The 21,933-nt window shown below is 61.5% G+C and carries 21 protein-coding genes; 10 read left to right on the plus strand and 11 right to left on the minus strand.

Annotated elements, in window-relative coordinates:
- Positions 1 to 44: 44 nt before the first annotated feature.
- The 5 genes from LIS66_RS00300 to LIS66_RS00320 all read right to left on the minus strand — a co-directional run bounded on the left by LIS66_RS00300 (position 45) and on the right by LIS66_RS00320 (position 4,741).
- Positions 45 to 2,063, minus strand: a complete 2,019-nt coding sequence (locus tag LIS66_RS00300; RefSeq protein WP_227973383.1) for a GGDEF domain-containing protein — start codon at positions 2,061 to 2,063, stop codon at positions 45 to 47.
- Positions 2,060 to 2,938 carry an endonuclease/exonuclease/phosphatase family protein gene (locus LIS66_RS00305; protein ID WP_227973384.1) on the minus strand — a complete coding sequence of 293 codons (879 nt, stop codon included), beginning with the start codon at positions 2,936 to 2,938 and terminating at the stop codon, positions 2,060 to 2,062. The genes LIS66_RS00300 and LIS66_RS00305 overlap by 4 nt, the downstream gene beginning before the upstream one ends.
- A 14-nt stretch (positions 2,939 to 2,952) precedes the next feature.
- Positions 2,953 to 3,594, minus strand: a complete 642-nt coding sequence (locus tag LIS66_RS00310; protein WP_064365235.1) for a thiol:disulfide interchange protein DsbA/DsbL — start codon at positions 3,592 to 3,594, stop codon at positions 2,953 to 2,955.
- Positions 3,595 to 3,793: 199 nt separating this feature from the next.
- Positions 3,794 to 4,405: a c-type cytochrome gene (locus LIS66_RS00315; RefSeq protein ID WP_042608292.1), complete on the minus strand. Its 612-nt coding sequence runs from the start codon at positions 4,403 to 4,405 to the stop codon at positions 3,794 to 3,796.
- Positions 4,406 to 4,435: 30 nt separating this feature from the next.
- A complete protein-coding gene (locus tag LIS66_RS00320; protein ID WP_039757140.1) occupies positions 4,436 to 4,741 on the minus strand; it encodes a c-type cytochrome in 306 nt (101 codons plus the stop codon).
- Between the two features lie 191 nt (positions 4,742 to 4,932).
- On the opposite strand from LIS66_RS00320, the gene yihA reads away from it, so the two are divergent.
- Positions 4,933 to 5,574, plus strand: coding sequence for a ribosome biogenesis GTP-binding protein YihA/YsxC (yihA, locus tag LIS66_RS00325; protein ID WP_042608293.1), 642 nt, complete (start codon positions 4,933 to 4,935; stop codon positions 5,572 to 5,574).
- A gap of 419 nt (positions 5,575 to 5,993) precedes the next feature.
- On the opposite strand, the gene polA is transcribed toward yihA, so the two are convergent.
- Positions 5,994 to 8,798 (minus strand): DNA polymerase I, encoded by a 2,805-nt coding sequence (polA, locus tag LIS66_RS00330; RefSeq protein WP_042608294.1) that lies wholly within the window; start codon positions 8,796 to 8,798, stop codon positions 5,994 to 5,996.
- 74 nt (positions 8,799 to 8,872) lie between these two features.
- Here polA and LIS66_RS00335 point away from each other — a divergent pair, with 74 nt between their 5' ends.
- Positions 8,873 to 9,163, plus strand: a complete 291-nt coding sequence (locus LIS66_RS00335) for a DUF2782 domain-containing protein (RefSeq protein ID WP_042608295.1) — start codon at positions 8,873 to 8,875, stop codon at positions 9,161 to 9,163.
- A gap of 53 nt (positions 9,164 to 9,216) precedes the next feature.
- Positions 9,217 to 10,170: a homoserine kinase gene (locus LIS66_RS00340; RefSeq protein ID WP_227973385.1), complete on the plus strand. Its 954-nt coding sequence runs from the start codon at positions 9,217 to 9,219 to the stop codon at positions 10,168 to 10,170.
- A 90-nt stretch (positions 10,171 to 10,260) separates the two neighbouring features.
- On the opposite strand, the gene LIS66_RS00345 is transcribed toward LIS66_RS00340, so the two are convergent.
- Positions 10,261 to 11,181: a zinc ABC transporter substrate-binding protein gene (locus LIS66_RS00345; protein WP_227973386.1), complete on the minus strand. Its 921-nt coding sequence runs from the start codon at positions 11,179 to 11,181 to the stop codon at positions 10,261 to 10,263.
- A gap of 66 nt (positions 11,182 to 11,247) precedes the next feature.
- Here LIS66_RS00345 and LIS66_RS00350 point away from each other — a divergent pair, with 66 nt between their 5' ends.
- Genes LIS66_RS00350 through LIS66_RS00365 form a run of 4 tightly spaced genes read left to right on the plus strand, consistent with a single transcriptional unit; the run spans position 11,248 to position 14,047 of the window.
- The gene (locus tag LIS66_RS00350; RefSeq protein WP_042608298.1) at positions 11,248 to 11,730 is read left to right on the plus strand and encodes a Fur family transcriptional regulator; all 483 of its coding nucleotides are present in this window, start codon (positions 11,248 to 11,250) and stop codon (positions 11,728 to 11,730) included.
- Positions 11,730 to 12,515: a zinc ABC transporter ATP-binding protein ZnuC gene (gene znuC / locus LIS66_RS00355; RefSeq protein WP_101159662.1), complete on the plus strand. Its 786-nt coding sequence runs from the start codon at positions 11,730 to 11,732 to the stop codon at positions 12,513 to 12,515. The genes LIS66_RS00350 and znuC overlap by 1 nt, the downstream gene beginning before the upstream one ends.
- Positions 12,508 to 13,296, plus strand: a complete 789-nt coding sequence (gene znuB / locus LIS66_RS00360; RefSeq protein ID WP_016772340.1) for a zinc ABC transporter permease subunit ZnuB — start codon at positions 12,508 to 12,510, stop codon at positions 13,294 to 13,296. Before znuC ends, znuB begins: the two co-directional genes overlap by 8 nt.
- 37 nt (positions 13,297 to 13,333) lie before the next feature.
- On the plus strand, positions 13,334 to 14,047 hold the full coding sequence (locus tag LIS66_RS00365) for a PA5502 family lipoprotein (protein ID WP_227973387.1): 714 nt from the start codon (positions 13,334 to 13,336) through the stop codon (positions 14,045 to 14,047).
- An 80-nt stretch (positions 14,048 to 14,127) separates the two neighbouring features.
- On the opposite strand, the gene katE is transcribed toward LIS66_RS00365, so the two are convergent.
- Positions 14,128 to 16,269 (minus strand): catalase HPII, encoded by a 2,142-nt coding sequence (katE, locus tag LIS66_RS00370; RefSeq protein ID WP_227973388.1) that lies wholly within the window; start codon positions 16,267 to 16,269, stop codon positions 14,128 to 14,130.
- 262 nt (positions 16,270 to 16,531) lie between these two features.
- Between katE and LIS66_RS00375 the strand changes: the two genes are divergently transcribed.
- The 3 genes from LIS66_RS00375 (at position 16,532) to LIS66_RS00385 (ending at position 19,049) form a co-directional block, all read left to right on the plus strand.
- Positions 16,532 to 17,539 (plus strand): methionine ABC transporter ATP-binding protein, encoded by a 1,008-nt coding sequence (locus tag LIS66_RS00375; RefSeq protein WP_039757125.1) that lies wholly within the window; start codon positions 16,532 to 16,534, stop codon positions 17,537 to 17,539.
- On the plus strand, positions 17,539 to 18,213 hold the full coding sequence (locus tag LIS66_RS00380; protein WP_016772337.1) for a methionine ABC transporter permease: 675 nt from the start codon (positions 17,539 to 17,541) through the stop codon (positions 18,211 to 18,213). The genes LIS66_RS00375 and LIS66_RS00380 overlap by 1 nt, the downstream gene beginning before the upstream one ends.
- 65 nt (positions 18,214 to 18,278) lie before the next feature.
- Entirely contained in the window at positions 18,279 to 19,049 is a 771-nt protein-coding gene (locus LIS66_RS00385) for a MetQ/NlpA family ABC transporter substrate-binding protein (protein ID WP_227973389.1), read from the plus strand.
- A 281-nt stretch (positions 19,050 to 19,330) separates the two neighbouring features.
- Here LIS66_RS00385 and LIS66_RS00390 read toward each other — a convergent pair whose 3' ends face one another.
- Genes LIS66_RS00390 through LIS66_RS00400 form a run of 3 tightly spaced genes read right to left on the minus strand, consistent with a single transcriptional unit; the run spans position 19,331 to position 21,929 of the window.
- A complete protein-coding gene (locus LIS66_RS00390; RefSeq protein WP_042609010.1) occupies positions 19,331 to 19,966 on the minus strand; it encodes an SCO family protein in 636 nt (211 codons plus the stop codon).
- A complete protein-coding gene (gene cyoE, locus LIS66_RS00395; protein ID WP_065616460.1) occupies positions 19,963 to 20,862 on the minus strand; it encodes a heme o synthase in 900 nt (299 codons plus the stop codon). The genes LIS66_RS00390 and cyoE overlap by 4 nt, the downstream gene beginning before the upstream one ends.
- Positions 20,850 to 21,929, minus strand: a complete 1,080-nt coding sequence (locus LIS66_RS00400) for a COX15/CtaA family protein (RefSeq protein ID WP_227973390.1) — start codon at positions 21,927 to 21,929, stop codon at positions 20,850 to 20,852. Before LIS66_RS00400 ends, cyoE begins: the two co-directional genes overlap by 13 nt.
- Positions 21,930 to 21,933: the final 4 nt, after the last annotated feature.

A 21,933-nucleotide genomic window follows, 5' to 3' on the forward strand; every position in this document is an offset into this window, starting at 1 on the left:
AGAGTCCGCCAGCGGGCGGATTTAAACAAAATGGAACAATTGCCTCAGCCCAGCTCCACGCGGTTGCGTCCGGCGTTTTTCGCCCGATACAGCGCCTGATCGGCTCTTTTCAGCACCAGATCGCTGTGTTCACCCACCCTGAAACAAGCCAGCCCCATGGAAATCGTTATGGTCACCCGCTCGCCCTTGAAGTGAAACGGGCAGGCCTCGATCGCCGCACGCAGGGTTTCCAGCAGTTTCGCGCCTGCCGCTGGCGGCGTTGCTGGCAGTAACAGCACGAACTCTTCACCGCCGAAACGAGCAATGAAATCCGAGCCGCGCAGGCGTTTGCGCAGCACTGTGGCGATGATCTTCAGGACTTTATCGCCGGCCAGGTGGCCATAGCTGTCATTGATGCGCTTGAAGTGATCGAGGTCGAGCATGGCCAGGCTCAGGGTATTGCCGTGTTGCTGCCACTGCTGGATTTCATGCTCGAGGCGTTCACTCCACGCCGCGCGGTTGGGCAGGCCGGTCAGCGGGTCGATCAGCGCTTTCTGCCGCTGCTCCTCGAGATGTTCGCGGAAACCCAAGGCCTCCTGTTCCATGTGCGCCACGCGCTCCGACAGGCTCTTCAGTCTGGCGGCGACTTCCTGCTCGCGGGCGTCGCGCTGTTTCTGGTGCTGATCCATGGTGCCGAGCAGGCCTTCCAGATGATTCTCCAGCACATGCTTGAGGTCATCGAGGTCGGCTGCTTGCTGGACGCTGCTCTGCAAGCCGTCGACCTGTTCACGGATCTGCGAATCCATGGCCCGCGCCGCCGAGCTGTTGTCGGCATGCCCTTCGCTGGCCGCTTGCAGGTTGCTCTGAAACGCTTCGAGGCGTTCGTTGAGTTGTTGCAGATAGGCTTCGAACTCATGTTGACCGCTGTCGGTAATCGCCAGCATCAAGGTTGCGAGATCGTCGAGGATCGGCAGCAATTCGTACCAGTTCAAGCCGTGCTTCAGCCGTTCGCGCATGGCTTCGGCTTGGGGCCGATGACGCTCGGGCAGGGTCAGGTCGTCGAGCAGGCCGATCAGTGTGTCTTCGATATGCCTGGCCACGGAGCTGTAGGACGGCTCCAGCGAGTCCGGCAGGGCGAAGAGGATGTCGTGTTCCGGCTGATCCAGGTCGATGGCGGCCAGGGCCTGGGCGATCGGCTCGGGCAAGGGCAGGCTGTCGAGAATCAACGCGGACGGATCGCCGGGGTGGCTCAGTTCGTCGGGATTGACTGCCTCGGTGGCGGGCGATTGTACCGAGGGGCCTGGCGCCACGGATGCGCCTGGCTCAAGCTGCGCTGGCTCGGCTTCAACAGTGACAACAGGCGTCGTGAACGCGACGACTTCCGGTTCGGGCGCGACCTGCACAGGCGTCTCGACGGTCGCGGCGGGAGCATCAATCGCCGGTTCAGGGTCTGTGACCGCTGCCGTTTGCGTGGGTTGCGGTTCGGGTTGCTGAGCTTCGACCGGCTGCGGCACGGGTGGTGCTGGAATGTCTGCCGCGGGTGCGGTGGTTTCCTCACTCTCGCGACTGCCAAACAGACGCTGCAACAACCCCGGCCGGCCCGGTTCGGCAGGCGTCTCTAGCTGACTCAAGGCCTTGCCCTGCAAGCCACTGAGCTCGCTCAGCAGCAGGGGCATTTCCCGCGCCTGACCGACGCGGCTGTCCAGTTGTTTGGCAAATTTCTTCAGCGGTTGCGCGACTTCCCGCGGCAAGGGAAGGGCCTGCAACTGGGTGACCAGTGCGGTCAGCGCGGTGCTGACCTGATCGATGCGGGTTTCGCGGCGCTGCTCGGAGTCGAGCACGGCTTTTTCCAGACGCGGCAGCAGGGCGGCGAGGCCGGCGTCCATGTCATCGGTGCGCACCACTTCGCGCATTTCCTTCATGCACTGATCGACAGCCTTGTCGGTGCCTTCGGCCGCCAGCGTGCTGCGCACCAGCCCGCGCCGCAGCAGATCGAGTCGCGCGGCCCAGCGGCGTTCGAGCTTGTCCTGCTGTTCGATGCTCTTGAGGTACTTCTCTTTCCAGCGCTGGGCGTCGTCGCTCATTCACAGGTTCCGCGAGGGGCAGGGCTCAACGCGGGCAATGCGTCGGCCGTGAGCGAACCCGGCAGACGAATTTCCACCGCGACCGGCAGGTGATCGGAAATGGGCTGGGCCAGCACCTCGACCTTTTCCAGGGTCAGGGTCGGGCTGAGCAGAATATGATCAAGGCAATGCTGTGGGCGCCAGCTGGGGAAGGTCGCTTCCACCTGCGGGGCCAGCAGGCCGAGATCGCGTAACGGCGAGTGTTCGAGCAGGTCGCTGGCGTGGGTGTTCATGTCACCCATCAGTACCTGATGCTTGTAGCCGCTGATCAAATCACGAATGTAGGCCAGTTGCAGGCTGCGCGTCCGCGCGCCGAGGGCCAGATGCATCATCACCACCACCAGCGCTTCCGGACCTTCGCCGAAGCGCAGCAGGATTGCGCCGCGACCTTTCGGACCGGGCAGCGGGTGATCCTCGATCGCCCACGGCTTCAGGCGGCTGAGCACGCCATTGCTGTGCTGGGCCAGCCGGCCGAGGTTGCGATTGAGTTGTTGATACCAGTAGGGGAAGGCGCCGAGGTGGGCCAGGTGTTCGACCTGATTGACGTAGCCCGAACGCAGGCTGCCGCCATCGGCTTCCTGCAGGGCGACCAGATCGAAGTCGCCGAGCAGGTCACCGATCTTCTGCAGATTGCCGGAACGCCCGGTGTGCGGCAGCAGATGCTGCCAGCTGCGGGTCAGGTAATGCCGATAGCGCTCGGTGCTGATGCCGACCTGAATGTTGAAACTGAGCAAGCGCAGACGCTGGTCTGCGGGCAGGCCCGTAGACGCCAGATGATGCTCGTTGACCTGCGGATCATGCAGGCCAACGATGCGTTCGGACTTCCAGCGGCGCATGGCGAATGCCGCGCTTAGTTGGCAGCCGCCTTGGTTGCCGCTCGCTCTTTGGCGACCAGATCGTCAGCCAGCTTCAATGCTTGCTCGGCACCGCCGGCAGAGCCGATGTCGAAGCGATATTTACCGTTGACGATCATGGTTGGCACGCCGGTGATTTCGTACTTCTTGGCCAGCTCTTTGGCCTTGTTGATCTGACCTTTGATCGCGAACGAGTCGAAGGTGGCGAGGAACTTGTCCTTGTCCACGCCTTGAGTGGCGAGGAAGTCAGCCATGTCGTTCTTGTCGGTGAGCTTCTTGTGTTCTTTCTGAATGGCGTTGAAGACCGCAGCGTGAACCTGGTGCTCGACACCCATCGCTTCGAGGGTCAGGAACATCTGACCGTGAGCGTCCCATGGTCCGCCGAACATCGCCGGAATGCGCACGAAGTTGACGTCGGACGGCAGTTTTTCAACCCACGGGTTGATGACGGGTTCAAAGGCGTAGCAATGCGGGCAGCCGTACCAGAACAGCTCGACCACTTCGATCTTGCCAGGCACTGCAACCGGGACCGGGTTGGCCAGTTCGACATAAGGGGCGGCAGGGGCTTCAGCGGCCTGGGCGGTGAAGCCGAACAGGCTGGCAGCGACGAGGGCGGCGCTGATGATCAGATTACGCATGCTTTACTCCTGGACAATTTGGGTCGCCTCGCTCGACCTGTTTCGACACAGATCCTGGCGGGCATGAGTGCTGTAGTGTAACGGCAGCGGCCACAAAAAAGGGCGGCCAAAGCCACCCTTTTTATACTTGCTGCGAAGGATTAATCGAGCGTTAACGTGGCAGGCGTTGCGCGCCTCGCTCAACACTCGAACAAGGGCCTCAGTGCAGGCCCTGGATGTAGCTGGAAACCGCAGCGATGTCTTCGTCGCTCAGCTTGCGCGCGATGGTGCGCATGGTCATGGCATCACCGTCATTGGCACGACCGTCGACTTCCTTGCGGAAATCGGTCAGTTGCTTGGCGATGTATTGAGCGTGCTGGCCACCCAGATGCGGGAAGCCTGCGGCGGCGTTGCCGGCGCCATTCGGCGAGTGGCAACCGGTGCAGGCTGGCAGGCCTTTTTCCAGGTTGCCGCCACGGAACAGCGCTTCACCGCGCGCGACGATCTTCGGATCGGCGGCGCCGACGCTGCCTTTCTGGCTGGCGAAGTATGCGGAGATATCGGCCAGATCCTGATCATTCAGGTTGGTCAGCAGCCCGGTCATTTCCAGAACCACGCGTTTGCCCGACTTGATGTCGTGCAATTGCTTGTCGAGGTAGCGTTCACCCTGACCTGCCAGTTTCGGAAAGTTCGGCGCCATGCTGTTGCCGTCCGGGCCATGGCAGGCCCCGCACACGGCGGCTTTGGCCTGGCCTGCTGCGGCATCGCCGGCAGCATGGGCGACGCCTGAAATTCCCACGGTCAACAGCAGACTCACGATCAATTTGTTCATCAGCTAATCCAACTACGGCTAAGGGTTAAGTTATGGACCGGGCTTACTCTCGCTCATCCACAGGATGATGGCCTGGTAATCCTCGGCACTGCAGTCCATGCACAAACCACGCGGCGGCATCGCCTTGAAACCCTGGGTCACGTGTTGCACCAGCGTCCCCATACCTTTCGCCAACCTCGGCGTCCAAGCTTCCTGATCGCCTCTTGCGGGCGCCATGGGTAGTTGGCCGGAATGACAGGCACCACAAACACGGTTGTACACAGCTTCCGGATCCTGTGTAGCCTGTGCGCTGTAAAGCGGCACCAAGACTCCGGCAGCCAGCAGCCATTTCGTCATAAAACGACCTTTTCAGGGTTGAGAGCGTTCTGCGTTCTAATGCGCAATCAAAGTCTGGCGCTCTCGTGAACTTCATCCTTCGCTGGGACAAAGCACACACAAAATCTGCGGCATTATATACTGGCGTCACTGAAACGGAAGCGACACCGCGTTCCGCGCCCATTCCCGGCGCCGCCCACATCGGAAATCCCATGCAACTCAAGAATCCCATCCTCGGCCTGTGCCAACAGTCCACATTCATGCTCAGTGCCGCCAAAGTCGACCAATGCCCGGACGACGAAGGCTTCGAAGTGGCGTTTGCCGGTCGTTCCAACGCTGGCAAATCCAGCGCGCTGAACACCCTGACCCACGCCAGCCTGGCGCGCACCTCGAAAACTCCGGGTCGCACACAGCTGTTGAACTTCTTCAAGCTAGACGATGATCGCCGTCTGGTCGACCTGCCGGGCTACGGTTATGCAAAAGTACCGATCCCGCTCAAGCAACACTGGCAGCGCCACCTCGAGGCTTACCTGGGCGGTCGAGAGAGTTTGAAAGGTCTGATTCTGATGATGGACATCCGCCATCCGATGACCGACTTCGACCTGCTGATGCTCGACTGGGCCGTCGCCGCCGGCATGCCGATGCACATCCTGCTGACCAAGGCCGACAAACTCACCTACGGCGCAGCCAAGAACACCCTGCTGAAAGTACAGTCGGAAATCCGCAAAGGCTGGGGCGACTCGATCACCATCCAACTGTTCTCCGCGCCAAAACGCATGGGCCTGGAAGAGGCTTACACCGTACTGGCCAACTGGATGGAACTGGCAGACAAAAACACCGAGGCCGCTGAATAATCCGAGGTATGGAAAATTGGCTGTGGTGCGCTCAGGCAAGGCGGAAGTGCAGCTCGAACGGCCGGGGTCGCGTCCGACTTTTAGGGGCCTGAATGAGCATTTCGAGCTGCGCTTCCAACGCAGTCTGAGCGTGCCACAGCCGATTTTTGGGCAAAAAAAGCCCCGGGATTCAGTGGGGAGGGAGAATTCCGGGGTCTAAGTTCCGAACCGCTAGGGCGGGGTTCAGATATCTGCCAACACTTAACACAACATAGGAGCATCGAAGGGCTTCACCAGCCATTCAGTACCTCTGAGTGTTCCACCGGCAGATTAGTTCAGATTTTTTTCAAAAAGCTTTGGAATAGCCTCAAGCATTTATCGGTCTAAGCCGGTTCTCCGGGCTTGCCGCGACGCCGTGTCGCGGCCACGCTGCACCCTGCTCAGTGCGCCTCATCCCAATTGTTGCCGACGCCGACTTCCACCAGCAGCGGCACGTCCAGTTTCGCCGCTTCGCTCATGTGCAGGCGAATCTCGGTGCTGACCTGCTCGACCAGATCCTCGCGAACCTCCAGCACCAGTTCATCGTGCACTTGCAGGATGACCCGGGCATCCAGCCCCGACGTCGCCAGCCAGTTGTCCACGGCGACCATGGCTTTCTTGATGATGTCCGCCGCCGTGCCCTGCATCGGCGCGTTGATCGCCGTGCGTTCTGCGGCGGCGCGTTCCTGCGGCTTGTTCGAGTTGATCTCCGGCAGGTACAGGCGACGACCGAAGAACGTTTCAACGTAGCCCTGATCGGCCGCCTGTGCGCGGGTGCGCTCCATGTACTCGCGAACGCCTGGATAACGGGCGAAGTACGTATCGATGTAGGCCTTGGCCGTCTTGGTGTCGACGCCGATGTCCTTGCCGAGCTTCTGCGCGCCCATGCCATAGATCAGACCGAAGTTGATCGCCTTGGCGCTGCGGCGCTGGTCCGAGGTCACTTGCTCAAGCTCGACCTTGAACACCTCGGCGGCGGTCGCGGTGTGCACGTCGAGGTTGTTGCGGAAGGCGTTCATCAGGCCTTCGTCGCGGGACAGGTGCGCCATGATCCGCAACTCGATTTGCGAGTAGTCCGCCGCCAGCAGTTTGTAGCCCTTCGGCGCGACGAACGCCTGACGAATGCGCCGGCCTTCGGCGGTGCGCACCGGGATGTTCTGCAGGTTTGGATCACTGGAGGACAAGCGACCGGTCGAGGCCACCGCCTGATGATACGAGGTATGAATGCGCCCGGTGCGCGGGTTGATCTGCTCCGGCAGACGATCGGTGTAAGTGCTTTTCAGCTTGCTCATCGAACGGTGCTCCATCAGCACTTTCGGCAAGCGGTGATCGTCTTCGGCGAGTTTCGCCAGCACTTCTTCAGCGGTGGACGGCTGGCCTTTGGCAGTTTTCTTCAGCACCGGCAGGCCAAGCTTTTCATAGAGGATCACCCCCAGTTGCTTGGGCGAGCCGAGGTTGAATTCCTCCCCGGCAATCTCGAAGGCCTCTCGCTCGAGCGCAACCATTTTGTTGCCCAGCTCGATGCTCTGGATACCGAGCAGCTCGGCATCGACGAACGCGCCCTGGCGCTCGATGCGCGCCAGCACCGGTACCAGCGGGATTTCGATGTCGGTCAGCACGCTGGCCAGGCTCGGAATCGCGCTTAGCTTCTCGAACAGAGCCTGGTGCAGACGCAGGGTGATGTCGGCATCTTCGGCGGCGTAGGGACCGGCCTGTTCCAGGGCGATCTGGTCGAAGGTCAGTTGCTTGGCACCTTTGCCGGCGATGTCCTGAAAGCTCACCGTGGTGTGGTCGAGGTACTTCTGCGCGAGGCTGTCCATATCGTGTCGGGTCGCGGTGGAGTTGAGCACGTACGACTCAAGCATGGTGTCGAAGGCGATGCCGCGCACGCTGATGCCTTCGTTCTGGTCGCCGCCGATGGCGCAGTTGGCCAGAATATTCATGTCGAACTTGGCGTGCTGGCCGACCTTGAGCTTGTTCGGGTCTTCCAGGATCGGCTTGAGTGCGCGCAGCACGGTGTCGCGATCCAGTTGCTCCGGTACGCCGATGTAGGAGTGGGTCAGCGGAATGTAGGCGGCTTCGTTGGCCTGTACGGCGAACGACAGACCGACCAGTTGTGCCCGCTGCGCGTCGATGCCGGTGGTTTCGCTGTCGAAGGCGATCAGCTTGGCGTTGCGCAGTTTTTCCAGCCAGACGTCAAAGCGGGCCTGATCGAGGATGGTTTCGTACGCAGCTTCGGCAGGGGCAGCGGCTGCCTCGGCTTGTGGAGCACTGAACAGATCATGGGTGGGCGCAGGTTCGGCAGCCGCACTCAGTTCCAGGCGTTTGGCATCGCGATCGAGGTCGTTGAGCCAGCTCTTGAATTCCAGCAGGGTGTAGAGCTCGTAGAGTCTGGCCGGGTCTTCCTGACCCATCTGCAGATCATCGAGGCCGATATCCAGCGGCACATCGATCTTGATGGTTGCCAGTTGATAGGAGAGGAAAGCCATTTCCTTGTGCTCTTCGAGCTTGGCCACCAGGGTTTTCGCCCCACGAATCGGCAGGGTCGGCACGATATCCAGATTTTCGTACAGCTCTTTAAGACCGCCGTTGACGCCGACCAGCAGGCCGGACGCCGTCTTCGGGCCGATGCCCGGCACGCCCGGAATGTTGTCGGAGGAATCGCCCATCAGCGCCAGATAATCGATGATCTGCTCCGGTGCGACGCCAAATTTCTCTTTGACGCCCTCCACATCCATCGAACTACCGGACATGGTATTGACCAAGGTAATGTGGCCGTCGACCAATTGCGCCATGTCCTTGTCACCGGTGGAGATGATCACCGGGCGGTCCGCCGCCGCGCTGCTGCGCGCCAGGGTGCCGATCACGTCGTCGGCCTCGACGCCGTCCACGCACAGCAGCGGGAAGCCGAGGGCGATCACGCTCTGGTGCAGCGGCTCGATCTGCACGCGCATGTCATCGGGCATGCTCGGGCGGTTGGCCTTGTATTCGGCGTACATCTCATCGCGAAATGTCCCGCCCTTGGCGTCGAACACCACGGCGAACGGGCTGTCCGGGTACTGCTTGCGCAGACTCTTGAGCATGTTCAGCACGCCTTTGACCGCACCGGTCGGCAGGCCTTTGGACGTGGTCAGTGGTGGCAGTGCATGAAAGGCGCGGTACAGGTAAGACGAACCGTCCACCAGGACGAGGGGGGCTTGGCTCATGAGCAGGATCAACCTTTTCGGCGGGTCCGGGGCTAGAATAGCGGGACCGTTGACGACAAAGGGACAAGGTTATCATGCGTACGTTAAATCGCTTGCTGCTGGTCGGGTTGATCGCTGTCTCACCACTGGCCGCGATGGCGGCGGATGATGCGCCTGGCGCCGACCCCGACGTCACCATCCGCACGGAGGGCGACAAGACCATTCAGGAGTACCGCCAGAACGGTTTCCTGTATGCGATCAAAGTCACGCCGAAGGGCGCGCCGCCGTATTTTCTGGTGCGCGCCGACGGGACGGATGCCAATTTCATCCGCTCGGATCAGCCGGATATGCTGATCCCGTCATGGAAGATCTTTGAATGGAAGTAGGTTTTCAATTCACCCGGCGCCGCGGTTGCGGCGCCCGTACTGGCAGTTAAGACATGTCTGTGTTCACTCCCCTGGCTCGGCCCGAGCTGGAAACCTTTCTCGCCCCATACGGGCTTGGCCGTCTGCTTGATTTCCAGGGGATCGCCGCCGGCAGCGAAAACACCAACTTCTTCATCAGCCTGGAGCAGGGCGAATTCGTCCTGACCCTGGTCGAGCGCGGTCCGGTGCAGGAGATGCCGTTCTTCATCGACCTGCTCGACGTGCTGCACGAAGCCGACCTGCCGGTGCCGTATGCCCTGCGCACCAGCGACGGCGTGGCGTTGCGTGAACTCAAAGGCAAGCCAGCGCTGCTGCAACCGCGCCTGTCGGGCAAGCACATCAAGGTCGCCAATGCCCAGCATTGCGCCCAGGTCGGCGAATTGCAGGCACATCTGCACCTGGCGACCCAGGGCGAGCGCATGATCAAGCGCAAGACCGATCGCGGTCTGGACTGGATGCTGGAGGAGGGCGGCGAGTTGTTGTCCCACTTGAGCGAAGAGCCGCAGGCCTTGCTGCAAAAGGCGCTGGACGAAATCACCGCGCAGAAGGACAGAATTCTCGCGCTGCCGCGGGCAAACATCCACGCCGATCTGTTCCGCGACAACGCGATGTTCGAAGGCACGCACCTGACCGGGTTGATCGACTTCTACAATGCCTGCTCGGGGCCGATGCTGTATGACGTGGCAATCGCGTTGAACGACTGGTGTTCGGATGAGGCTGGCGTGATCGATGGCCCGCGGGCCCGAGCGTTTCTCGGTGCCTACGCCGCGTTGCGCCCATTCACGGCGGCGGAAGCTGAACTGTGGCCGACGATGCTGCGCGTGGCTTGTGTGCGGTTCTGGCTGTCACGCTTGATCGCCGCCGAGCAATTCGCCGGGCAGGACGTGTTGATTCACGATCCGCGGGAGTTCGAGCAGCGACTGGCACAGCGGCAGAAGGTCAGCACACCGTTGCCTTTCGCCCTTTAAAAACTTCGCGAGCAGGCTCACTCCTACAAGGGAATGCATTCCAAATGTAGGAGTGAGCCTGCTCGCGATTGAGGCGAAGCCGAATCAGCCCTAAAGCGATTCCAGGCATCCGGCCAGATCATCGCCGAGCTTTTCCAGCACCTGCTCATAGCCCTGAGCCGTCGCCGGGGTGTACCCGCCCAACGCATCCAGTTCCGCCAGCTTCACCGGCAGGCCAGCCACCAGCGTTTCCGCCAGACGCGGACGCAACGGTGGCTCGCTGAATACGCAAGTCTTGCCCACTTCCTGCAAGCGCTTGCGCATCGCCGCCACATGCTGAGCGCCTGGCTGCACTTCAGCCGCGACGGCGAACACCCCGGCGTGCTTCAAGCCGTAAGCGTCTTCGAAATAATCAAACGCCTCGTGAAAGACGAAGTACGGCTTGCCTTCGACATTGGCCAGACGCTTCTTCAAGCGCTGATCCAGCGCACCCAGACGTTCATCGAAGGCTTTGGCGTTGCTCTGATAACGCTGGGCATTGGCCGGGTCGGCGGCGCTGAGATCGGCGGCCATTTTCTCGGCGATCACCCGGGCGTTGACCGGTGACAGCCATAAGTGCGCGTCCAGCGAGCCGGGGCGATGGTCGTGGTCATGCTCATCGGCCTCTTCGGCGTGGGAATGGTTGTCTGCGCCGAAATGGCGCAATTTCAGCCCCGGCAGATCCTGCACCGCGACACTCGGCAGGCTGCGACCGCTGAGCACCCGCGGCAGGAAGCCTTCCATGTCCGGGCCGATCCAGTAAAGCAGATCGACCGACTGCACCTTCCGTACGTCGGAGGGGCGCAGGGCGTAATTGTGCGGCGAGGCACCCGGTGGCAACAGCACCTCGGGAATCGCCACGCCGTCCTGCACGGCAGCGGCAATCAACTGCAACGGTTTGATGCTAGTGAGCACCTTGACCTCGGCCTGAGCCCTACCGGTCAGCAGAAAAACGGCAACAAAGGCCACAAAAACAGAAAAAAGTCGGGACACGATGACCACTCAAGGAAGCGAGAACGGGTAACATAATAACGTCTCCAGCAAATCTCGTCGCCGCTCATGCCTATTACACCGATTGCCAGCCGTCCCCACGACCACTCCCATTGCGTGCACAGCGCTTTGTCCGAGGCCGATACCTTGTGCGCGCAAAAAGGTTTGCGTCTGACCGCTCTGCGCCGCCGCGTGCTGGAATTGGTCTGGCAGAGCCACAAGCCACTGGGTGCCTACGACATCCTCGCCGTGCTCAGCGAGCAGGACGGCCGCCGGGCCGCGCCGCCGACCGTGTACCGCGCGCTGGATTTCCTGCTGGAAAACGGCCTGGTTCATCGCATCTCGTCGCTCAACGCCTTCGTCGGCTGCGTGCATCCCGAGCATGCGCATCAGGGTCAGTTCCTGATCTGCCGCGACTGTCACGCCGCTATCGAACTTGAGCAAAAAGTGATCAGCGACGCAATTATCAGCAGCGCCAAAGACGTCGGCTTCATCGTCGAAGCGCAGACGGTCGAAGTGGTCGGCCTGTGCGCCGGTTGCCAGGGGGCCTGATGAGCAATGCGCTGATCCGTCTGGAGCAGGTCGCCGTCACGTTTGCCGGGCAGACTGTGCTGGACAACATCGAGCTGAGCGTCGAGCCGGGGCAGATCGTCACCCTGATCGGTCCCAACGGTGCCGGCAAGACCACGCTGGTGCGCGCCGTGCTCGGGCTGTTGAAGCCGAACAGCGGCAGCGTCTGGCGCAAGCCGAAACTGCGCGTCGGCTACATGCCGCAGAAGCTGCACGTCGATCCGACGCTGCCGCTGTCAGTCCTGCGGTTTCTGCGCCTGGTACCCGGTGTGGATCGCCCGCGTGCCCTGGCGGCATTGAAGGAAGTCGGCGCCGAACACGTGATCGACAGCCCGGTGCAGAGTGTTTCCGGCGGCGAAATGCAGCGCGTGCTGCTGGCTCGGGCCCTGCTGCGTGAGCCTGAGCTGCTGGTGCTCGACGAACCGGTGCAGGGCGTCGACGTGGCTGGGCAGGCCGAGCTGTACAGCCTGATCACCCGTCTGCGCGACCGCCACGGTTGCGGCGTGCTGATGGTGTCCCACGATTTGCATCTGGTGATGAGCACCACCGATCAGGTGGTCTGCCTCAACCGCCACGTCTGCTGCTCCGGGCATCCCGAGCAGGTCAGCGGTGATCCGGCATTCGTCGAGCTGTTCGGCAAGAATGCGCCGAGCCTGGCGATCTATCACCACCATCACGACCACGCCCACGACCTGCACGGTTCGGTGGTCAAAGGCCCGCTGGGCGGGCAACCTCATGTTCATGGAGACGGCTGCAAGCATGGCTGATTTTCTCTTGTATGCCCTGCTTGCAGGTCTGGCGCTGGCGCTGGTGGCCGGACCGCTCGGCTCGTTTGTGGTGTGGCGGCGCATGGCCTATTTCGGCGACACCCTGTCCCACGCCGCGCTGCTCGGCGTGGCACTGGGCTTTCTGCTGGATGTCAGCCCGACTGTAGCGGTGACGGTCGGGTGCCTGCTGCTGGCGGTGCTGCTGGTGACCCTGCAACAGCGCCAGCCACTGGCGTCTGACACGCTGTTGGGAATTCTTGCGCCGAGCACTCTCTCTCTCGGCCTGGTGGTACTAAGCTTCATGCATGAAGTGCGGATCGACCTGATGGCTTATCTGTTTGGCGATCTGCTGGCGATCAGTCCGAGCGACCTGGCGTGGATCCTCGGCGGCACCGCGGCGGTGCTGGTGTTGCTGGTGACGCTGTGGCGGCCGCTGCTGGCGGTCACCGTGCACGAAGAACTGGCGCGGGTCGAGGGCCTGCCGGTGGCCGGTCTGCGCTTGGCACTGATGTTGTTGATCGCGGTGGTGATCGCAGTGGCGATGAAAATCGTCGGGGTATTGTTGATCACTTCGCTGCTGATCATTCCGGCCGCTGCGGCACAGCGTCACGCCCGTTCGCCGGAGCAGATGGCCCTGGGCGCGAGCCTGCTGGGCATGCTCGCGGTGTGCGGCGGGCTGGCGTTGTCATGGTTCAAGGACACCCCGGCGGGGCCGTCGATCGTGGTGACGGCGGCCGCGCTGTTTCTGTTGAGTTTTGTTCTGCCCCGTCGTGGGGTGTAGACTTGGCCGCTTTTTGCGCAATTAGAGAGTCGCAGGAATGAAGCCGTTCGCCTCCCGTTATCTGCTCCTTGTCGCATTTTCAGTGCTGCTGGGCGCCTGCCAAAGCACGCCGCCGGTGGCTGAAGTCCCGGATGCGCGGGCTACGGCCATCGCACAGCTGGAGCAAAGCCTGGCCAGCAGCGAACTGGCCACCGCCGAAGACCAGTTGGCCGCGTTGCAGGCCGAAACCCCTAACGATCAATCCCTCGAGCAGTATCAGCGGCAGTTGGCGGAGGCGTACCTGCGCCGCAGCCAGATCGTCCTGCAGAAAGGTGATGTCAACGCTGCGGCCACTGCATTGAGCCGTGCCCGCGCCTTGATGCCCAAGGCCCCCGCGCTGACTGGCGGTGTCAACGGCGCGATCACTGAAGCGCGCAAGGCCGAGCTGGAAAAGGCTGAAGCCGCGCTGCTGGCTGCCGAGGCCCGGCCGAAAGCCAAGGTCATCGACCCCACTGCCGAGAGCACCACGGTTGCGCTGAACATTGGTGATATTCACAAGCTGCAACGCCAACTCGATGCGATTGCCGCCGATGTGGTGAATTATGAGTGCGCCGTCAGCATCCAGGCCCCACGCACCGCGGATTATCCGTGGCTGGCGACCTTGCTGACCAAGCGAGTGAAGAAGCTCGACGCCGATTTTGATTTGCAGATTGAAAAGCAGATCTTGCGCACGGTGCCGGCGCAGATGGTCTTAAGCCCGCGTAAACCATAAAAAGATCGCAGCCTCCGGCAGCTCCTACATGGGATCGAGTACATCCTGTAGGAGCTGCCGAAGGCTGCGATCTTTTGCTTTTACGCTGGAATCGCCTTGGCCTTAGGCTCCCGCGCCCAGACCCGATGCTCGCCAATCGCGGCGAAGAATGGCTTGGTCAACGCGCCGACATCAGCGCCCTGCAACAACCCCGCATCCGCATCAAGCTTCAACAAGTCCTGCAATTGCTTGGCCTCGCCGTGCAGTGCGATCGCCTTCAGGTGCTTGTACGCCTCGAGCAGGTAATGCAGCGCCACACCGTCACCGCTCAACGCGGTAATCGACGCTGCGCCACCCGGTACGAACACCGCATCGAACGCAATTGAAGGCATGCCTTCCATCGACGCATCCACCGGCAATGCCTTGCCGTCAGCGGTCTTCACTGGCGCCGAGGTCGGGCCGAGCAGTTTCGCATGGGCGCCTTCCGCTTCCAGCGCCTGTTTCATCGCATCGATGGCCGCAGCGTCAACACCGTTGGCAGCAAGGATCGCCACTTTGCGCGTCTTGATATTGCCCGGCAGCAGGTTGGCCTGGCTCAGCGCTGGCGACTGCTCAAGCGAGGTCTTGCGCACTTCGACCGTGCCTTTGGCTGGCGCCGGCAAACCGAGGTTCTCCGCCACGCGTTTGGCCAGGGTCAGGTCGATATTGGCGAGGATCTCGTTCACTTCACGGGCACGGATGAACTCACGCTCGACCTTGCCCAGCTCGAAGCTGTACGCGGCGATGATGTGCTCTTTCTCATGGTCGCTCATGCTGTTGAAGAACAGCCGCGCCTGAGAGAAGTGATCGCTGAACGACTCACTACGCTGACGGATCTTCGCGGCGTCGATGCGCTCTGGATAGCTCTCGAAACCACCGTCCTGTGCCGCCGGCGGGGTCTCTTTCGGCCAGCCGCCGTCGATGGAGTTCGGCTCGTAGGAAGCGCGGCCCTTGTCGATAGTGGTGCGGTGTTGCGCGTCGCGCTGGCCGTTATGGAACGGCGCGACCGGACGGTTGATCGGCAGCTCATGGAAGTTCGGCCCGCCGAGCCTGCTGATCTGCGTGTCGGTGTAGGAAAACAGCCGACCTTGCAGCAGCGGGTCATTGGAGAAGTCGATACCCGGCACGATGTGGCCTGGGCAGAAGGCGACCTGTTCGGTTTCCGCGAAGAAGTTGTCCGGGTTGCGATTCAGGGTCATTTTGCCCAGCGGGGTGATCGGCACGATTTCTTCGGGAATGATCTTGGTCGGGTCAAGGATGTCGAAGTCGAAGTCGTGTTCGTTCTCTTCTTCGACGATCTGCACGCCCAGTTCCCATTCCGGGTAGTCACCCATCTCGATCGCTTCCCACAGGTCGCGACGGTGGTAGTCGGTATCTTTCCCGGCGAGCTTCTGCGCCTCGTCCCACACCAGCGAACAGGTGCCGGCGGTTGGGCGCCAGTGGAATTTGACGAAGCGCGACTTACCCTCGGCATTGATCAGGCGGAAGGTGTGCACGCCGAAACCCTGCATGCTGCGCAGGCTTTTCGGGATGGCCCGGTCGGACATCGCCCAGATCACCATGTGCGCCGATTCCGGCACCAGCGAAACGAAGTCCCAGAACGTGTCGTGAGCCGAGCCGCCGGTGGGGATTTCATTGTGCGGCTCGGGTTTCACCGCGTGCACGAAATCAGGAAACTTGATCGCGTCCTGAATGAAGAACACTGGCATGTTGTTGCCGACCAGGTCGAAGTTGCCCTCGTCGGTAAAGAACTTCACCGCAAAGCCACGCACGTCACGCACGGTGTCGCCGGAACCGCGTGGTCCCTGCACCGTGGAAAAGCGCACGAACACTGGCGTCTTCTTGCCCGGATCCTGTAGGAAACCAGCCTTGGTCAGCGCTGCATGGTTCTCGTAGGTCTGAAAGAAACCGTGGGCGCCGGTACCGCGTGCGTGGACGATGCGCTCCGGAATCCGCTCATGGTCAAAGTGCGTGATCTTTTCACGCATGATGAAGTCTTCCAGCAGCGAAGGCCCGCGTGGCCCGGCTTTGAGGGTGTTCTGGTTATCCGCGATCTTCACACCCTGGTTGGTGCGCAGGGCCTGACCGGTGGCGTCTGAACGGAACTCTTCCAGGCTGTCGAGCTTGGCGTTGGTGTTGGCGCGATCCGGGGTATCGGTCCCGGCCATTTCGCTTTTATCGGGTGCAGGCTTTTTGATGCTCATCAGACGTAAACTCCTCGTTTGGCCCCGGATGCCTTCCGCAGACCCTTGAGTGATTCCCGGGCACGGCACCCAGGGTTTCAAGTCGCTTAAGTAGTGACTGATGAGCGTTTCAGCCGTTCCGTTTATCTGACCTTTGATCGCGTTATTGCCAAATCGAAGGATAATTGCGAAATAAATGCTAAGAACCTCTATACGGACAGGCTAAAATGCGCGCCCGGCTAACCGCTGATCCTTTTCCAACGCGCCCCACAAGGTTCGCTACGTGATCGAGTTTCAAAACGTCCACAAGACTTACCGCGTCGCCGGTAAGGATATTCCCGCGCTGCACCCGACCAGTCTCGCCATCGAGAACGGCCAGGTGTTCGGCCTGATCGGCCATTCCGGTGCGGGCAAAAGTACCCTGCTGCGTCTGATCAATCGCCTGGAAGATTGCAGTGGCGGCAAGATCATCGTCGACGGCGAAGAAGTCACTGCACTGGACGCCAATGGCTTGCGCCGTTTCCGTCAGCAGGTCGGGATGATCTTCCAGCACTTCAACCTGCTCGCCTCCAAGACAGTCGCCGACAACGTTGCCTTGCCGCTGACCCTGGCCGGTGAGCTGTCGAGCAGTGAAATCAACCAACGCGTCGCCGAGTTGCTGGCGCGGGTCGGTCTGTCCGACCACGCGAAGAAGTACCCGGCGCAATTGTCCGGCGGCCAGAAACAGCGCGTCGGCATCGCCCGTGCGCTAGCGACCAAACCGAAGATCCTGCTGTGCGACGAGGCCACCAGCGCCCTCGACCCGCAGACCACCGCGTCGGTCCTGCAGCTGCTGGCGGAAATCAACCGCGAACTGAAACTGACCATTGTCCTGATCACCCACGAGATGGACGTGATCCGTCGCGTCTGCGACCAGGTCGCGGTGATGGACGCTGGCGTGATCGTCGAGCAGGGTCCGGTGGCCGATGTGTTCCTGCATCCGCAGCACCCGACCACCAAGCGTTTCGTCCAGGAAAGCGAGCAGATCGACGAGAGCGAACAGCGCGACGATTTCGCCCATGTACCCGGGCGCATCGTGCGTCTGACCTTCCAGGGCGAAGCGACCTACGCGCCGTTGCTCGGCACTGTCGCCCGGGAAACCGGCGTTGACTACAGCATCCTTGCCGGTCGCATCGACCGCATCAAAGACATTCCGTACGGGCAACTGACCCTCGCTGTCACCGGTGGCGACATGGAGGCGGCGTTTGCCCGCTTCACCGCCGCTGACGTTCACATGGAGGTGTTGCGCTAATGGCTGATCTGATGAGTTTCTTCGCCAATATCGACTGGTACGAAATCTGGCTGGCGACTGGCGACACCATGCTGATGCTCGGCGGTTCGCTGCTGTTCACCGTGCTGCTCGGCCTGCCGCTGGGCGTGCTGCTGTTTCTCTGCAGCCCGCGTCAGTTGCTGGAGAACCGTGGCCTCTACGCCGTGCTGTCGCTGGTGGTGAACATTTTGCGTTCGCTGCCGTTCATTATTCTGCTGATCGTGATGATCCCGTTCACCGTGCTGATTACCGGCACCTCGCTGGGTGTGGCCGGGGCAATTCCGCCGCTGGTGGTCGGCGCCACGCCGTTCTTCGCGCGTCTGGTGGAAACCGCGTTGCGCGAAGTCGATCGCGGCATCATCGAAGCGACCCAGTCGATGGGCGCGACCACGCGGCAGATCATCATGAACGCCTTGCTGCCGGAAGCCCGTCCGGGCATCTTCGCAGCGATTACGGTGACAGCGATTACACTGGTGTCCTACACGGCGATGGCCGGTGTGGTTGGCGCTGGTGGTCTGGGTGACCTGGCGATCCGTTTCGGCTACCAGCGTTTCCAGACCGACGTGATGATCGTCACCGTGGTGCTGCTGTTGATTCTGGTGCAGGTGCTGCAAATGGTCGGCGACCGTCTGGTCGTGCATTTCTCGCGCAAATAACTGGTTTCGATCATCTAGAGAGGCGCTGGCCAAGATGGCGGGCGCCCTGAACAGGAGTTAGCTGAATGAAAAAACTGATCGCTGCTTTCGCTGCCGTTGCTGCGTTCTCGGCCCACGCCGAAACCCTGACCGTCGCCGCCACCCCGGTGCCGCACGCGGAAATCCTTGAGTTCGTGAAGCCGGCCCTGGCCAAAGAAGGCGTGGATCTTAAGGTCAAGGTCTTCACCGACTACATTCAGCCGAACGTACAGGTTGCGGAAAAGCGCCTCGACGCCAACTTCTTCCAGCACCAGCCGTACCTTGATGAGTTCAACAAGGCCAAAGGCACTGATCTGGTCGCTGTGACCGGCGTGCACCTGGAACCGCTGGGTGCGTACTCGAGCAAGCTTAAAAAAATCGAAGAGCTGCCTAGCGGTGCGAACGTGGTAATCCCGAACGACGCCACCAACGGCGGCCGTGCACTGATGCTGCTGGCCAAGGCGGGCGTGATCACCCTGAAGGACCCGACCAACATTCTGTCGACGATCAAGGACATCGCGACGAACCCGAAAGACCTGAAATTCCGTGAACTGGAAGCCGCAACCATTCCGCGTGTGCTGACCCAGGTCGATCTGGCACTGATCAACACCAACTACGCGCTGGAAGCCAAGCTCGACCCGTCCAAGGATGCGCTGGTGATCGAAGGCAACGACTCGCCGTACGTGAACATCCTCGTGTCCCGTCAGGACAACAAGGACAGCGACGCGATGAAGAAACTGGCTGCAGCCCTGCACAGCCCGGAAGTGAAGCAATTCATTACCGAGAAGTACAAGGGCGCGGTATTGCCGGCGTTCTGATTCCGGTTGCTGCAATGAAAAAGGGGACGCCATGAGCGTCCCCTTTTTTGTGTCTGGTGTTTGGCTGTGGACCTGCGGTGAAGCTGCCCCTCACCCCAGCCCTCTCCCGAGGGAGAGGGGGCCGATCGAGGTGTCTTGCGTCATGCATCGATCTGAAAGATCGAATCGATTATGGATTCAGCACAGGACTTACAGGTCGGGGTAACTCCTGAATATCCCCCAATCAGTCCCCTCTCCCTCCGGGAGAGGGCTAGGGTGAGGGGCTCTTGGCTTTTAAGCTGTCACTTGCGCTCAAGCATCCCCGGCAGTTGCGCAACCAGTTTGGCGTTGTTCAACGGCGCCCGAATAAACCCGCGCTGCGTGCCGTCCGGGCCGATCACTGCCAGATTGCCGCTGTGGTCGACGGTGTAATTCGGCTTGCTGGTATCGGCCGGAATGAACGGAATGCTCACTGCGTTCGCGACCTTCTGCAGCTCCTCGATCGACGTCGGTGTCAAGCCAATGAACTGCGGATCGAAGTAGCCCAGATACTGCTTCAACTGTTTCGGCGTATCGCGGTTGGGGTCAACGCTGACCAGCACGATCTGCAACTTGTCCACAGCGTCTTTCGGCAATTCGCTCTTGATCTGTCGCAGTTGTGCCAGCGTGGTCGGGCAGATGTCCGGGCAGAAGGTGTAGCCGAAGAACAACAGGCTCCACTTGCCTTTCAGCTCATCGATCGCAACCGGTTTGCCGTCCTGATCGGTCATGGTCACGTCCGGCAGGTTGCGGCTCTGCGGCAGCAGGATGATCCCGGCGTCGATCAGTGCCGTGGGGTCGCCCTGGCCTTTGCCGCTCAGCACCTTGTTGACGGTAAGCCCGAGGATCAACGCGATCACGGCGACGAGGATGAAGACGGTTTTCTGGGTTCGGGTCATAGGTTCAACAGTAAGTAGTGGTCTACGAGCAGGGCGATGAACAACAGGAACAAGTACCAGATAGAGTACTTGAAGGTGTTGATCGCCGCGTGCGGCCGACTGCCACGGTACAGCACCACGGCCCATTGCAGAAACCTCGCGCCCAAGGCCAGCGCACAGACCAGATAGAGCACGCCGCTCATGTGAATCACGTACGGCAGCAGACTCACCGCCAGCAGCGCGAAGGTGTACAGCAGAATGTGCACTTTGGTGTAGTGCTCGCCGTGAGTGACCGGCAGCATCGGAATATCCGCCTTGGCATATTCTTCCTTGCGATGAATCGCCAGCGCCCAGAAATGCGGCGGGGTCCAGGCGAAGATGATCAGCACCAGCAACAGCGGTTCGGCGCTGACATGGCCGGTGGCAGCGGTCCAGCCCAGCAGCGGCGGGGCTGCGCCAGCGAGGCCGCCGATGACGATGTTCTGCGGCGTAGCGCGTTTGAGGAAACCGGTGTAGACCACCGCGTAACCGAGCAGCGATGCGAGGGTCAGCCACGCGGTCAGCTGATTGGTGAAGGTCAGCAGCAGCGCCTGTCCGAGCAACGCTAGCACCAGGGCGAAGGTCAGCGCCGCCGCCGGTGAAACCCGGCCTTCGGCCAGCGGACGTTTGTGCGTGCGCGCCATTACCGCATCGATGCGCCGATCGACCACATGATTGACCGCCGCCGCACCACCGGCACACAAGGCGATGCCCAGATTGCCAAACACCAGCACTGTCCACGGTACGCCCGCGCGGGTGGCGAGGAACATGCCGACCAGCGAGGTGATCAGCATCAGCACCACGACTTTCGGTTTGGTCAGCTCCAGATAATCGCGCCACAGCGCTTGCGCCGGACGCTCGCCGATCAGACTCGCCATGGAGTTTCTCCTTTCAATGCGATGGGCGCGACGGCGGGTTTGTGCGCACTGAAGCGCCAGCGCGCGAGTACCGGTTGGGTCACCCGCAACAGGCTGGTGCGCGCGTGATAATTGACCAGCACCAAGGTTAGCAACAGCGCGGCCCCGCCGGCGTTATGGGCGACGGCCACCGGCAGCGGCAGATGGAACAGCACGTTGCTGATGCCGAGGGTGATCTGCGCGGCGAGGGCGATCAGCACCAGCCCGGCCAGGCGCGTCATGCCGACCACCTTCAATTGCCAGGCCAGACCGAGCAGCACGACCGTCACCAGCAGAGCTCCGATGCGGTGGGTCAGGTGAATCGCCGTGCGCGCGTCGCTGTCCAGTTGGCCGCCGAGATAATTCGGACCGATGTGCTGGGTCAGGTGAAAACCGTTGGCGAAATCCGCCGGCGGCAGCCATTGGCCATGGCAGGTGGGGAAGTCGATGCACGCCACCGCTGCGTAATTGGAGCTGACCCAGCCGCCCAACGCGATCTGGCCGATCACCAGCAACAGACCCGCCGTCGCCCAATATTGCAGGCGCTTGGGCACGGTCAGCGCTGGCAGCACGCTGGACAACCTCAGCGTCAACAGAAACAGCAGACTCAACGTGGCGAAACCGCCGAGCAAATGCCCGGTGACCACTTGCGGCCAGAGCTTGAGCGTCACCGTCCACATGCCGAACGCCGCCTGGGCGATGACGACTGCCAGCAGAAACAGCGGCAACTTTACCGGTTGCCCCGGATCGCGACGATTGACCCACGCGCGCCCGGCCAGCACTGAAATGAGCAAACCGAGGGTGCCGGCGAAGTAGCGGTGGATCATCTCGTTCCAGCCCTTGTGCGCCTCCACCGGCGTATCAGGGAAGTGCAGTTCGGCATGGGCCAGTTGCGCCTCGCTTTTCGGCACGCTGATAAACCCGTAGCAGCCCGGCCAGTCCGGGCAGCCGAGGCCGGCGTGGGTCAGGCGGGTGTAGGCACCGAGCAGCACCACAACCAGTGCCAGCAGGGTGGCAAACAGCGCGAGGCGAAATCCAGGTTTGGCCATGACG

This window comes from Pseudomonas sp. HN2 (genome assembly GCF_020736465.1).
GTDB classification, from domain to species: domain Bacteria; phylum Pseudomonadota; class Gammaproteobacteria; order Pseudomonadales; family Pseudomonadaceae; genus Aquipseudomonas; species Aquipseudomonas moraviensis_A.

Bases quoted from the DNA above. Each gene is read 5' to 3' on its own strand.
- LIS66_RS00300 (WP_227973383.1), bottom strand. From the start codon at position 2,063: ATGAGCGACGACGCCCAGCGCTGGAAAGAGAAGTACCTCAAGAGCATC.
- LIS66_RS00305 (WP_227973384.1), bottom strand. From the start codon at position 2,938: ATGCGCCGCTGGAAGTCCGAACGCATCGTTGGCCTGCATGATCCGCAG.
- LIS66_RS00310 (WP_064365235.1), bottom strand. From the start codon at position 3,594: ATGCGTAATCTGATCATCAGCGCCGCCCTCGTCGCTGCCAGCCTGTTC.
- LIS66_RS00315 (WP_042608292.1), bottom strand. From the start codon at position 4,405: ATGAACAAATTGATCGTGAGTCTGCTGTTGACCGTGGGAATTTCAGGC.
- LIS66_RS00320 (WP_039757140.1), bottom strand. From the start codon at position 4,741: ATGACGAAATGGCTGCTGGCTGCCGGAGTCTTGGTGCCGCTTTACAGC.
- yihA (WP_042608293.1), top strand. From the start codon at position 4,933: ATGCAACTCAAGAATCCCATCCTCGGCCTGTGCCAACAGTCCACATTC.
- polA (WP_042608294.1), bottom strand. From the start codon at position 8,798: ATGAGCCAAGCCCCCCTCGTCCTGGTGGACGGTTCGTCTTACCTGTAC.
- LIS66_RS00335 (WP_042608295.1), top strand. From the start codon at position 8,873: ATGCGTACGTTAAATCGCTTGCTGCTGGTCGGGTTGATCGCTGTCTCA.
- LIS66_RS00340 (WP_227973385.1), top strand. From the start codon at position 9,217: ATGTCTGTGTTCACTCCCCTGGCTCGGCCCGAGCTGGAAACCTTTCTC.
- LIS66_RS00350 (WP_042608298.1), top strand. From the start codon at position 11,248: ATGCCTATTACACCGATTGCCAGCCGTCCCCACGACCACTCCCATTGC.
- znuC (WP_101159662.1), top strand. From the start codon at position 11,730: ATGAGCAATGCGCTGATCCGTCTGGAGCAGGTCGCCGTCACGTTTGCC.
- znuB (WP_016772340.1), top strand. From the start codon at position 12,508: ATGGCTGATTTTCTCTTGTATGCCCTGCTTGCAGGTCTGGCGCTGGCG.
- LIS66_RS00365 (WP_227973387.1), top strand. From the start codon at position 13,334: ATGAAGCCGTTCGCCTCCCGTTATCTGCTCCTTGTCGCATTTTCAGTG.
- katE (WP_227973388.1), bottom strand. From the start codon at position 16,269: ATGAGCATCAAAAAGCCTGCACCCGATAAAAGCGAAATGGCCGGGACC.
- LIS66_RS00380 (WP_016772337.1), top strand. From the start codon at position 17,539: ATGGCTGATCTGATGAGTTTCTTCGCCAATATCGACTGGTACGAAATC.
- LIS66_RS00385 (WP_227973389.1), top strand. From the start codon at position 18,279: ATGAAAAAACTGATCGCTGCTTTCGCTGCCGTTGCTGCGTTCTCGGCC.
- LIS66_RS00390 (WP_042609010.1), bottom strand. From the start codon at position 19,966: ATGACCCGAACCCAGAAAACCGTCTTCATCCTCGTCGCCGTGATCGCG.
- cyoE (WP_065616460.1), bottom strand. From the start codon at position 20,862: ATGGCGAGTCTGATCGGCGAGCGTCCGGCGCAAGCGCTGTGGCGCGAT.
- LIS66_RS00400 (WP_227973390.1), bottom strand. From the start codon at position 21,929: ATGGCCAAACCTGGATTTCGCCTCGCGCTGTTTGCCACCCTGCTGGCA.